The 11,953-nt window shown below is 69.2% G+C and carries 14 protein-coding genes; 13 read left to right on the top strand and 1 reads right to left on the bottom strand.

Annotated elements, in window-relative coordinates; genetic code table 11:
* Positions 1 to 194: 194 nt before the first annotated feature.
* From HW578_RS15655 to HW578_RS15625, 7 genes are all read left to right on the top strand, one after another.
* The gene (locus HW578_RS15655; RefSeq protein WP_232479001.1) at positions 195 to 599 is read left to right on the top strand and encodes a DUF6511 domain-containing protein; all 405 of its coding nucleotides are present in this window, start codon (positions 195 to 197) and stop codon (positions 597 to 599) included.
* An 8-nt stretch (positions 600 to 607) separates the two neighbouring features.
* Positions 608 to 1,381 carry a hypothetical protein gene (locus tag HW578_RS15650; RefSeq protein ID WP_232479000.1) on the top strand — a complete coding sequence of 258 codons (774 nt, stop codon included), beginning with the start codon at positions 608 to 610 and terminating at the stop codon, positions 1,379 to 1,381.
* Complete coding sequence (locus HW578_RS15645) at positions 1,378 to 2,700, top strand: ATP-dependent DNA helicase (RefSeq protein ID WP_198371482.1); 1,323 nt, start codon at positions 1,378 to 1,380, stop codon at positions 2,698 to 2,700. The genes HW578_RS15650 and HW578_RS15645 overlap by 4 nt, the downstream gene beginning before the upstream one ends.
* Entirely contained in the window at positions 2,697 to 5,273 is a 2,577-nt protein-coding gene (locus HW578_RS15640; protein WP_232478999.1) for a VapE domain-containing protein, read from the top strand. The genes HW578_RS15645 and HW578_RS15640 overlap by 4 nt, the downstream gene beginning before the upstream one ends.
* 440 nt (positions 5,274 to 5,713) lie before the next feature.
* On the top strand, positions 5,714 to 6,262 hold the full coding sequence (locus tag HW578_RS15635; protein ID WP_198371481.1) for a crossover junction endodeoxyribonuclease RuvC: 549 nt from the start codon (positions 5,714 to 5,716) through the stop codon (positions 6,260 to 6,262).
* The gene (locus tag HW578_RS15630; RefSeq protein WP_198371480.1) at positions 6,259 to 6,489 is read left to right on the top strand and encodes a hypothetical protein; all 231 of its coding nucleotides are present in this window, start codon (positions 6,259 to 6,261) and stop codon (positions 6,487 to 6,489) included. Before HW578_RS15635 ends, HW578_RS15630 begins: the two co-directional genes overlap by 4 nt.
* Complete coding sequence (locus tag HW578_RS15625) at positions 6,479 to 7,033, top strand: hypothetical protein (RefSeq protein WP_198371479.1); 555 nt, start codon at positions 6,479 to 6,481, stop codon at positions 7,031 to 7,033. The genes HW578_RS15630 and HW578_RS15625 overlap by 11 nt, the downstream gene beginning before the upstream one ends.
* Before the next feature lie 4 nt (positions 7,034 to 7,037).
* On the opposite strand, the gene HW578_RS15620 is transcribed toward HW578_RS15625, so the two are convergent.
* Entirely contained in the window at positions 7,038 to 7,244 is a 207-nt protein-coding gene (locus HW578_RS15620) for a hypothetical protein (RefSeq protein WP_198371478.1), read from the bottom strand.
* 74 nt (positions 7,245 to 7,318) lie between these two features.
* On the opposite strand from HW578_RS15620, the gene HW578_RS15615 reads away from it, so the two are divergent.
* The 6 genes from HW578_RS15615 to HW578_RS15590 all read left to right on the top strand — a co-directional run.
* Positions 7,319 to 7,654: a hypothetical protein gene (locus HW578_RS15615; RefSeq protein WP_198371477.1), complete on the top strand. Its 336-nt coding sequence runs from the start codon at positions 7,319 to 7,321 to the stop codon at positions 7,652 to 7,654.
* A 91-nt stretch (positions 7,655 to 7,745) separates the two neighbouring features.
* Positions 7,746 to 8,057 (top strand): HU family DNA-binding protein, encoded by a 312-nt coding sequence (locus tag HW578_RS15610; RefSeq protein WP_198371476.1) that lies wholly within the window; start codon positions 7,746 to 7,748, stop codon positions 8,055 to 8,057.
* Positions 8,058 to 8,393: 336 nt separating this feature from the next.
* A complete protein-coding gene (locus HW578_RS15605; RefSeq protein ID WP_198371475.1) occupies positions 8,394 to 9,866 on the top strand; it encodes a site-specific DNA-methyltransferase in 1,473 nt (490 codons plus the stop codon).
* Positions 9,856 to 11,124, top strand: a complete 1,269-nt coding sequence (locus tag HW578_RS15600) for a site-specific DNA-methyltransferase (RefSeq protein WP_198371474.1) — start codon at positions 9,856 to 9,858, stop codon at positions 11,122 to 11,124. The genes HW578_RS15605 and HW578_RS15600 overlap by 11 nt, the downstream gene beginning before the upstream one ends.
* A gap of 97 nt (positions 11,125 to 11,221) precedes the next feature.
* On the top strand, positions 11,222 to 11,449 hold the full coding sequence (locus tag HW578_RS15595) for a hypothetical protein (protein WP_198371473.1): 228 nt from the start codon (positions 11,222 to 11,224) through the stop codon (positions 11,447 to 11,449).
* A 95-nt stretch (positions 11,450 to 11,544) separates the two neighbouring features.
* Positions 11,545 to 11,953, top strand: a 409-nt coding sequence (locus HW578_RS15590) for a hypothetical protein (RefSeq protein ID WP_456308285.1), incomplete at its 3' end; no start/stop codon positions are given.

Below are 11,953 nucleotides of genomic sequence, written 5' to 3'. Positions count from 1 at the left end.
GCCGCCTTCGGGTCCTGGCCGTGACTGGAGTCCAGGCGTGTGCCCTCCCGACCCGCCCCCCGCCCAGGCGGCGCCCCCGCCCCCCCTGCCTCCCGCGCCCGCCTCGGGCGGCCCGGCCTGGCTGAACGGCTGATGGCGGCATGGCCCGACGACGCTGGGCAGGGGCGCGGCCGACACCGCGCCCCGCGGCAGCCATGCTGCCACCCCTCCCTGGCTGCACGCCGGTGGACCAGGTCCGCCGCCTCACCTGCGCTCTCTGCAGTCGCGAGGCCAAGGGCTTTGGCTATGTGCATGAGCTTCGGCTCGGTACCCATCCGAAGCTGTCCTTCTGCTCGATGCGCTGCTGCGACGCCGGCAGCGCACTGGCACGGCGGAGCGGCGGCGTGATCGACAAGACCCCGATGGAGACGCGCGCGGTGAAGGATGCGCGCCGGCCGCTCGCCGAGGTCTTGGTGGAGCTGAACCTCATGGCGCCGTTCCACGACCGCAGCGCCACCGAGATCGACCGCATCATCGAGGCCTGCGTCGATGGCTTCCAGGCCTCGATGCAGCGCCAAGCGGCCGAGCGCGACCCCCTCGACGACCCGATTCCATTTTGAGGATGGCGATGATCCTCGATCTCAACCACCAATCCGGCCTCGTTTATGGCCGCGCCGCGTCTGTCGGTGCCGATACCACCGCACGCATCAATGCGCATGTCGATGCCGCGCTGGTCGCGCGTAACCGGCAGCAGCGGCCACGCGACTATCTCGGCGGCAGTCGGGTCGGCGAGGCCTGCGCACGCAAGCTCGTCTACGAGGTGGCCCACATGCCGAAGGACGTCGGCCGCGACTTCGACGGCAGTATCCTCCGCATCTTCGATGCCGGCCATCAGTTCGAGGCGCTGTCCATTCGCTGGCTGCGCCAGGCGGGCTTCGATTTGCGTGACCGCGGCGCCGATGGCGAGCAGTTCAGCTTTGTCGCAGCCGGCGGGAAGCTGCGCGGCCATGCCGATGGCGTCATAGTCACGGGTCCCGAGATTGGAATCCGCTGGCCCAGCCTCTGGGAGCATAAGGCGCTCGGCCAAAAGTCCTGGACGGACCTGGTCAAGCGCGGCCTGCGCCTGTCGAAGCCGATCTACTTCGCCCAGGTGCAGCTCTACATGGCCTACCTCGACCTCGAGGTAGCCCTGCTCACTGCGCTGAACCGCGACACGCTCGCCCTGCACCATGAGGTGGTGCCCTTCGAGCCGGCCGAAGCACAGCAGCTGTCGGATCGCGCCGTCGACATCCTGCGCGCTGCCGAGGCCGGCGAGTTGCCCGCGCGCATCGCGCAGGCCCGCGATTTCTACCTCTGCCGCTTCTGCCACTATGCCGCGCGCTGCTGGGAGGTGCCTGCATGACGGACATCACCCCTTCCGACACGCAGCATCGCGCGATCGCTGCCATCCGCCATTGGTTCGAGAACGACACCGGGCAGCAGCAGGTCTTTCGCCTGTTCGGCTATGCCGGCACCGGGAAGTCGACCGTGCTGCGCTTCGCGCTGGAGGAACTCGGCCTCGAGCACCAGCGCAGCGATGAGGATGGCGAATCCTGCACGCCCGGCGTGGTGACCGCCACCTTCACCGGAAAGGCGGCGCTGGTCCTCCGCCGGAAAGGCACGCCGGCGCGGACCATCCACAGTCTCATCTATTCCGTCATCGAGGCCACCGAGGAGGAGGTCGAGGCCGCGGAGGGCAAGATCGAGGAGGCAATCGCCGGCGCCCGTCACCTGACGGGGTTCGACCGCACCACTGCCCAGGCCAGCATCGAGGCCATGCGTCAGGCCGTGGCCGAGATGAAGCGCCCGCGCTTCGCCCTCAATCCCAAGAGCGATGCCGCCCATGCAAGGCTCATCGTGCTCGATGAGGTGTCGATGGTCGGCGAGGACATGGCGCGCGACCTGATGAGTTTCGGCAAGCCCATCTTGGTTCTCGGCGACCCCGGCCAGCTCCCGCCGATCCAGGGCGAAGGCGCCTTCACCAAGGATGCGCCCGACATCATGCTCACCGAGATCCATCGCCAGGCGGAGGAAAGCGCCATCATCCGCCTCGCCACCATGGCGCGGCAAGGCGAGCCAATCGCGTTCGGGCAGTACGACAGGCACGTCTGGAAGATGCGCAAGGGCGATGTCACGCCTGAGCAGGCGCTGCGCGGCGGCCAGGTGATCTGCGGCATGAACGCGACGCGCCTGCAGCTGAACAATGCCATGCGCCGCGCAGCAGGCTTCGGCGGCACGGCAATCCCCACCGGCCCCGCCGAGAAGATCATCTGCCTGAAGAACCAGAACGACCCCGGGCTGATCAATGGCATGTTCATCACCCTCGCCGACATCGTCGACGAGGGCAGCCTCTACTTCTCCGCGGTAGTGACGGACGAGGACGGCAACCGGATCGGCCCGCCGCAGCAGGATGGCAGCCGTGGTCGGCTGCGCATCTACAAGGGTCACTTCGAGGATCATCTCGCCTTCGACAAGCAGCGCCACGACCGCGACTGGAAGTCCAAGCGCATGCTCACCGAGGCGACCTTCGGCTGGGCCATCACCGGCCACAAGAGCCAGGGTTCGCAGTGGGAGAACGTGGTGGTCTGGGACGACGGTCTCGGCCGCACCGATCTCGACCGGCGGCGCTGGCTCTACACGGTGATCACCCGCGCCGAGCAGGGGCTGGTGATCCTGGCATGAGGACCGCGCTGATCGATCTGAACGATGCCGGCGCGACCCCGCTCCGGCATGATCTGGCAGAGGTACGGCGCCGGCTGGCGGACACCGCGCGGGACTGGGTGCCCGCCTTGTTTCCGAACGCGCGTCGCGCGCCGGACGGAAAGACGCTGCGCTGCGCGGACCTGTCCGGCCGGCCACCCCGCGGCGAGGGCTCCTGCGTTATCCACCTCGAGGGCCGCTTTGCCGGCTGTGGCTTCGACCACGCCACCGGCGAGAGCGCGGGACCGATCGACATCATCTATCACGCGACGGGGGCGTCTGAGCCGCGGCTGTTCGACGAGGCGGCGCGCTTGGCACGGATGGACCATCCAGCGCCTCCGTCGCGTGCGCCGGAGCCGAGGCCAGACCACAGCCGCGAGGTTGCGCGCCTGCTGGAAGGCTGCCAGCCGCTCGCCGGCACCGCCGCCGAGACCTACCTCCGCAGCCGCGGGCTGGCAGTGCCGGACAGCCCCGACCTGCTGTTCCACCCCGATCTGCCGGACTTCGACACCAAGCGCGGCTGGGCGGGGATGGTGGCTGTCGTGCGCGATAGCACCGGCGAGCCAATCGGCGGCATCCATCGCACCTACCTGCTGGACGACGGCTCAGCGAAGGCGCCGCCAGGGAAGAAGATGCTCGGCCCGGTCGCCGGTGGCTCCGTCCGCCTCGCGGCATTCCCGGCAGATGGCTGCATCGGCGTCGCCGAGGGGATCGAGACGGCGCTCGCCGCGCAGGCGATCTTCGGGGTGCCGACCATGGCGGCGCTCTCCGCTGATGGGCTGCGTCGGTGGCGGTGGCCGGAGGGCACCACCCACGTCACCATCTTCGCCGATGCTGGCCTGCCCGGCATGCAGGCCGCAGCGACGCTCGCCGACCAGCTGAACCTCGCGAACATTCCGTCCCGCATCGTCGCACCGCTGCATGGCGATGACTTCAACGATGACCTGCGGCATGGCGTGACGGCCGAGGGCTACGCCGAGCCGGCTGCGGCAGCATCGCCTGGGACCGGCACCCAGCCCGCAGGCGCTGCCACGCTGGAGGAACTGCTCGCCGCGGCATCGGCGCTGACCAATCCGCCGGATATGGCGCCGCTGTCGGCGCTGCTCGGCCGGCTGGTAACGGCGCGGCTGGAGCCGCTGCCCGAACGCCAGGTCCTCGCCGCGGTGAAGTCGGCGACGGGCATCGCCGTGTCCATCCTCGCGAAGCAGCTCGGCGAACTGCGGCGGCGGCTCAATACCACCGGTGATGTGAACCAGGCGCCCGTTCGGCCACGCTGGGCTTCCCTGTTGCGTCTGGACCCTGCTGGCACGCCAGAGCGGAACGAAGCCAACGTGATCACCGCACTGTCGCTCGACGCAGCCTTTGCCGGTGCGCTGGTGTTCGACGAGTTCGCACAGGAGATCCTGGTCACCCGCGCCCTGCCCTGGGAGCCGGCCGGAAGCACCCTGCCGCGGGCATGGGGCGACGCGGATGACGTCCGTTGCGCCGAATGGCTCCAGCGGCATGAAATCAACGTGCCGCCCGTTGTCGTCGGCCGCAGCGTCGTCGCCGTCGCGCGCAACATCCGCGTTCACCCAGTGCGGGACTATCTCACGGCTCTCGCCTGGGACGGCACGCCGCGGCTCGATGCCTGGGCGGTGACCTATCTCGGTGCCGCCGACACCCCGTTGAATCGCGCAATGGCGCCGCTGTGGATGATTTCTGCCGTCGCGCGGATCATGCGCCCCGGCTGCAAGGCCGACCACATGCTCATCCTGGAGGGGCCGCAGGGCATCCGGAAGTCGACGGCGCTGAAGGTGCTGGCGTCGGAGCCCTGGTTCACCGACGAGCTTGCCGAGCTGGGATCGAAGGACGCCGCACAGCAGATGCGGGGCGTGTGGATCATCGAGATGGCCGAACTCGACGCGATGGGCCAGGCCGATGTCTCTCGCATCAAGGCCTTCCTCAGCCGCACCACCGATCGATACCGCCCGCCCTATGAGCGGTACGTCGTGACCGTGCCGCGGCAATGCGTGCTCGCCGGGACGGTGAATCCCGACACCTATCTGCGCGACGAGACCGGCAATCGCCGCTTCTGGCCCGTCCGCTGCGGTGCCATCGACCTGGACGGGCTGCGGCGTGATCGGGACCAACTCTGGGCGGAGGCCGTCGCACGCTTCAAGGCGGGGGCGCCCTGGTGGCTCGATGACCGGGAACTAGTCGCCCTCGCCGGGGTCGAGCAGGAGGCGCGCTACCAGGCGGATGCGTGGGATGCCCGCATCGAACGCTGGCTGGTCTGCGAGAAGCAGCGGGTCAACGTCGGCTCCGGCCAATACGAGGACTGGCAGGACCGCTACGTCCCGCGTCGCGCGCCGCTCACCGACGTCTCGATCGGGGAGATCCTGGAGCAGGCTTTCGGCCTCGAACCGGCGAAGTGGGGCCGGAGCGAGCAGATGCGGGTCTCCGCCTTCCTGAAGGCCCGGAAGTGGGAGCGGTTCAGGACCACGGGCGCGGATAAGTACGGCCCGCACCGCGAGTGGCGCTACCGCCTCATCCAGCAGGAGCGACTGCTGTGATGCACCGCTGCGCCTCGCCGCCCCAACCCCTGCAATGCGTCCCAACCCTCCCCGCCACGTTGGGACGCGAAAATGCACAGCACGATCAATCGCATGCGACCGTCTGTCCCAACGTCCCAACTGTCCCAACGGGTCTGAAACCTAGATGCGGAAGCGCAGAAGCGGAGAGGAACGCATTCTCTATATATGGGGTCTGCGACCCCCCTCCAGGTTGGGCCGTTGGGACGGGCCGGCGTAAACCATTGAAGCAACAGGGGTTATCGCCAGCGAAGCGCGGGCGAGGTTGGGCCAGGTTGGGTCGGCGTGCGCCGTCCTGTTGGTCCTGGTGCCGAGGTCCTCCCTGCCTCTCCCTACGCACCAAGCCGGACGACGACGGCGAGCTCCGCCAAGAACCGCGCCGTCGCCGCCCTCACCACGATCTTCCCTTCTCGGAGACCATCATGGCTCTTGCGACTCTCCCCATGCCCGCCGCGCTTGCAAGCGGTCCGCCCATCGCTGCCCCGCTGCCGATCTCGCTCGATTGTCGCGCCGTGCTCGCTCTTGATCTCGGCACCACCACCGGCTGGGCCCTGCGCGGCCAGGACGGCGGCATCACCTCCGGCACCATGACCTTCCGTCCGTCTCGCTTCGAAGGCGGCGGCATGCGCTACCTCCGCTTCCGCGGATGGCTCGGTGAGCTCGCTATGCTCACCGGCGGCCTCACCCGCGTCGCCTTCGAGGAGGTCCGTGCCCATGCCGGGACCGATGCTGCGCACATCTATGGCGGCTTCCTCGGGCATCTGTCTGCCTGGTGCGAGGAGCGCAACGTCGCCTACGAGGGCGTGCCTGTCGCCACGATCAAGCGGTTCGCGACCGGCCGCGGGAATGCCGACAAGGCGGCGATGATCGCGGCGATGCAGGCCCGCGGCTTCGCGCCGGCCGACGACAACGAGGCGGACGCCATCGCCCTGCTGCTCTGGGCGACGGATGCCCAGGGAGGGCGGGCATGAGCCTGTTCGGCGCACCAGCCCTCGCAGGCAATCCCCTCGCCAGGCTGCGCAGCCCGACCACGGTCGCGGAGCTCGAGGCGATGCGCAGCCGTGCCTGGCACGAGCATGGCGTCGCCGCCATTCCCGTGAACGACATCACGGATCCCTGGCTGCGCCAGGCGGTCCAAAACGAAGCCACGCGGCGCTGGGGGCCGCGCAATGCAGGGGGACAGGGGCATGGCCGGTAAGCGGAAGACGAAGCGCGCGACGCAGCAGCGTGAGGATCTGACGAAGCCCTCGAAGTGGCGGTTGCAGCATGGGTCGGTCGGTGAGCCCGTGCGTGAAGCGGATCCCGAGACCGGCCTGCCGGTCGTGCACCGTCGCACGGTCGACACCCTTGGGCAGATGCTCGCCAACGGCACCGTCACGCAGGAGATGCACGATGCCGGCGCGGTGTTCCGCCGGCAGTTCCGCGTCGCGGCGCTGGATCAGCTGCGTGCCATGCCGCTGATCCGCATTCCTGGCGGTTCTGGCGATTCCCTCACCGATCGCCAGGTCGCAGCACGCGAACAGGTGGCGCATGCCATGATGGCGCTCGGCGGCTTCGAGAGTGCGGCCGGCTCCTGCGCCTGGCACGTCGTCGGGCTCGAATGCTCCGTGCGTGAATGGGCACTGCGCCAGGGCTGGGGTGGGCGGAGCGTTGGGCATGCGCAGGCCCAGGGCATGTTGGTGGCGGCGCTTGGGGTGCTGGCGGTGGTCTACGGCCTCGTGCCGCGGCAGCGGGCCGCCTGACTGGTCACTCCATGCCGAGCACGAAGGCGGCGGCCTCGCCGATCAGCGTGAATGGCAGGGCCGGATAATGGGCAAGGATGGCGTCGTGCACCGCCTTGCTGGTGTCGACCCTGATGAAGGGATCGGGAGGTCGCCGCGCAGCCCGCGCGGCGGCCAGCGTCGAGACGCTCAGCCACGGCGGAGGAAGGCGGGGCGGCTCGCCATCGGGCATGCGGACCCATATCGCCCCTATGAGAACAATACAAGAACATGATAGAGAGGCCGTGCTCACAACGGAGGACGGTCATGGCAGCACGTCGTCGGGCGACGACGCGCCCGCTTGATGCAGCGCTGATGCGTCTGCAGACGATGGCGGCGCGTGGGGTTCAGCCGACGCGCATGGCGCGCGAGGTCGAGCTCATCGTCGGTGAATGGCTAGGCGAGGCGGATGCCGATCCTGGTGACGTGAGGACCCGGCTGGACGAACTGCACGAGCAGCTGGCGTCCGGCGTCGTCGATGCCGAGGAGCAGGTCTCCTATGTCGATCCCGACGAGGCAGCTGCGGTGAAGCAGGCGGGCGTCACGTTGGCGGCGTTGGTCGCGACACGGGACGCCGTGGAGCGCGCACGCAACGCGCTGTAGTCAGCGTGGCCTGCACAGCCATGCCACGATGGTTGCTGACAGTCTGCCTTGGCTTCGCTATGGCACGCGCTCTGCAACGGAGATCCAGTCTGTGTCGAAGAAATTCCTGACCGACGTCATCGCAAACTCCACTGACTTGTCCGGCGTCGCGGCGACCAAGCTGGCTGGCGACATCATCGAGGCGATCAAGGGTGAGATCGTCGCGAGCGGCCGTTTCACGATTCCCGATTTCGGCGCCTTCGTTGTGCGCGAGACGCCGAAGCGCACGGCGCTGAATCCGCGCACGGGCGAGAAGGTGCCCGTGAAGGCGGGTGCGACGGTGAAGTTCAAGGCGAGCCCGTCACTGAAGGTGGCGGCGCTGGGCGGTCTCAAGAAGGCGAAGCGCAAGGCTGCGAAGGGCTGAGACAGCGACGCACGGCCGCTCCGCGCTGTTACAATTCACCTGCTGGCGGAGCGGAATCCGCATCTCGTAGACTCTCCCCACGATGACGAATTGCGGGTGCAGCCTTCTGCACCGCGGCTCGCCAGCCACAGCGTCGCTCAATCGAGACAGTGGCTCGCGAGCCGCAGGGTCCTTCCTGGGCCCGGCGTATGCGGGGGGCGGAAGCGCGCAACATCGCTAGCGCCAGGCCGGAAGTATGGTTTGCGGTTTGCAGCCTTCGCCAGCTGCTTCAGATCGTTAGCTGCAAACCGACGCCGGGCCGCAGCCCTGCAAACCACCTGCAAACCGGATGGCATAATGACGCTCCCCTGGATGGCGGCGAAGATCCTGCTGCGTCCGGTGGCGGAGCTGCGCCCGCATGCCGGCAACGCGCGCGTGCACAGCGCCACGCAGCTCGAGCAGATAAAGGCCAGCATGCTGGCTTTCGGCTTCACCAACCCGCTGCTGGTGGACGAGGACGGCGTGCTGATCGCCGGCCATGGTCGCCTCGAGGCGGCGTCCGCACTCGGCATGGCCAAGGTGCCGGTGATCGTGCTGCGGCACCTCTCCGCGGCGCAGAAGGAGGCGCTGCGGCTCGCCGACAACCGCATCGCGGAGAACGCGACCTGGGACCAGGCGCTGCTGCGTGACGCGCTCGCCGCGGTGCAGGCGGTGCCGAACATCGACCTCGGCGCGCTCGGCTTCTCGGCGGATGAGCTCGCGGACATCCTCGCGGCGGCTGGAGATGCCGTGTCCGACGGCGACGCGCCCGAGGCTCTGTCCGCGGATCCGGCCGAGGGGGACGGTGCGGCAGGCGCGGCGGGCTCCGAGGAGGAGCCGGCGGAGGATCCCGCCGATGCCGATCCGGCTCCGCCGCGCCAGGCCGTGACCCGCCCTGGCGATCTCTGGCTGCTGGGCGAGCACCGCCTGCTCTGCGGCGACAGCACCGACGCCGCCTCGGTCGCGCGCGTGATGGGCGAGGAACGTGCGGCGCTGCTGTTCACGTCGCCGCCCTACGGCAACCAGCGGGACTATACCACCGGCGGCGGCACGGATTGGGACGCCTTGATGCAGGGCGTGTTCCAGCATCTCGATGCGGCCATGCGGCCCGATGGCCAGGTGCTGGTGAACCTCGGGCTGATCCATCGCGACAATGAATGGCAGCCCTATTGGGCCGGCTGGCTCGACTGGATGCGCGCCCGCGGCTGGCGGCGCTTCGGGCTCTACACCTGGGACCAGGGGCCGGGCCTTCCGGGCGACTGGAATGGGCGGCTCTCTCCCGCCTTCGAGCTTCTGTTCCACTTCAATCGTGAGGCCCGGCGCCCTAACAAGATCATCCCCTGTCGCTGGGCAGGGCACGTCAATTCCGAGAAGGGCGGGCTGCGCGCCAAGGACGGCAGCGTCGGCGAGTGGCAGCATGCCGGCCAAGGCGTGCAGGAGACCCGGATCCCGGACAACGTGCTGCGCATCACGCGGCACAAGGCCCGGGGCATCGAGACGGAGCATCCCGCGGTGTTCCCCGTCGCCCTGCCTGACTTCCTGATGCGCGCCTATGCAGATGAGGGCGACGTGGTGTTCGAGCCCTTCGCTGGCGCCGGCACCACCATCATCGCCGGCCAGCGCACCGCTCGCCGCGTTCGGGCGATCGAGCTGGCACCGGCCTATGTCGACCTCGCTGTGGCGCGGTGGCGGATGCTGCATCCGGACATGCCGGTGACGCTGGCCGATGACGGGCGCGATTACGACACCGTGGCCGCAGCGAGGCAGGAGGTCATCGCGAATGCAGCCTGACCTCGTCGTCTCCACCCTGACGGTCGCATCCCTCGTGCCCTACGCCGAGAATGCCCGCACGCATTCGTCGTCCCAGGTGGCGCAGATCGCCGCCTCCATCGCCGAGTTCGGCTTCGTGAACCCGGTGCTCGTCGATGCCGACGGCGTGCTCATCGCCGGGCATGGCCGCGTCATGGCGGCGAAGCAGCTCGGGCTGGCCACGGTGCCGGTGCTGCGGCTTGGCCATCTCTCGCCCGCGCAGGCCCGCGCGCTGCGGCTCGCCGACAACCAGATTGCGCTGAACTCGGGGTGGGATGAGGCGCTGCTCGCCGCAGAGATCGCCCGCATCCGCGACGAGGCGGTGGTCGACCTCGACGTGCTCGGCTTCTCCGGGATGGAGCTGGACCGGCTGCTGGCCGCCGCCGACGCCGGCCTCGGCGATGACGCCGACGAGGCGCCGCCGCCGCCCGCGGTGCCCGTCACCCGTACGGGCGATCTCTGGCGCTGTGGGGAACACCGGCTGCTCTGCGGTGATGCGACGAAGCTGGCCGATGTGCAGCGCGCGCTCGGCGCTGGCCACCTCGCGGACATGGGCTTCGTCGATCCGCCCTACAACGTCGCCTATGAGGGCGGCACATCGGCCAAAATGACCATCGCCAATGACGCCCTCGGCGGTGGCTTTCCCGAGTTCCTGCGGCCGGCGCTGGCCAACCTGCTCTCGGTCACCAAGGGTGCCTGCTACGTCTGCATGTCCTCATCGGAATGGCCGACGCTGCACCGCGTCTGGCAGGAGGCGGGCGGCAAATGGTCGAGCACCATCATCTGGGCGAAGAACACCTTCGCGCTCGGTCGCGCCGACTACCACCAGCAATTCGAGGCCATGCTCTACGGCTGGCGCCAGGGCAGCCAGCACTATTGGTGCGGCGCGCGCGACCAGGGGAATGTCTGGCACTTCGACAAGCCAGCGCGCAACGACCTGCACCCGACCATGAAGCCGGTGGCGCTGGTCGAGCGTGCCATTCGCAACAGCAGCAAGCCGCGCGACACGGTGCTCGACTGCTTCGGCGGCTCGGGCACCACCATGATCGCGGCGGAGCGCACGGGGCGGCGAGCCGTGCTGCTGGAGATCGATCCCGCCTATGCCGATGTCATCGTGCGGCGCTGGCAGGAGGCGGCCGGCGAAGCGGCGGTGCTGGAGGGCGATGATCGCATCTTCGCAGACATCGCCGCGGCCCGCGGTGCCATCGGTCATGATGTGATCCAGACCGCCGAATCATAGCAATCTCACGACGCTGCATCTTGCTTGGCTCGTGCGCGGCACAGCGGGAATGGTCCGTCACACGCAGGGGATGCCCTGCACCACGACGGAGACCAGCATGACCGACCGCGCTGCCCGCAACCAGGAACGCAGCCTGGCCGCCTTCCTCGCGAAGAAAGCCGAATTCGATGCCCTCCTCGCGGAACTCGCGCAGGCCAGCGCGGACCATTTCGGCGCGGATCCGGAGACGGTGCTCTGGGGCGAAGCGGCCTGGCTTTCGGATGCGACGGCGAAGCTGAAGGACATCGCGGACCAGCATTTCCGCCGCGGCGAATACGCAGCCTGACGCGGGCCACTCCCGCACCGCCCCGACCGGCAGCGCCGGCGGGGCTCCCGGCAGTAGGGGCCGATGACCGGCACCCGGAACCGGAGATTACCACGATGACCAAGCTTTCCGACAGCCAGCGCGTGATCCTGAGCGCCGCCGCGCAGCACGAGATGGGCCTCGCCCGCGCGCCGAAGACCCTGCCGGCCGCGGCCCGCAACGCGGTGTTCCGCAGCCTGATCAAGAACAGCCTGCTGACCGAGATCAACGCCTCGCGGGACCATGTCGGGCTGGGCTGGCGGCAGGACGACGACGGCACCTGGATCGTGGCGCGCATCACCGACGAGGGGCTGCGCGCCATCGGCATCGACCCGAATGAGGGTGACGCGGGGGCCGGCGAGCCCGACTGCTCGGGCATCGAGGGCAGCGTGCCCGACGCGGCGCCCACGGGCGCGGCGGACACGGCGCCGCAGGGTGAGGACGCCCCGCCGCCCGAAGCCGCGCAGGGCGCGCCCACGCGCGCGC

Origin of the sequence: Roseomonas rosulenta, from assembly GCF_016106005.1 — a bacterium.
GTDB lineage: Bacteria > Pseudomonadota > Alphaproteobacteria > Acetobacterales > Acetobacteraceae > Neoroseomonas > Neoroseomonas rosulenta.
This window is presented reverse-complemented; position numbering and strand designations above follow the sequence as displayed.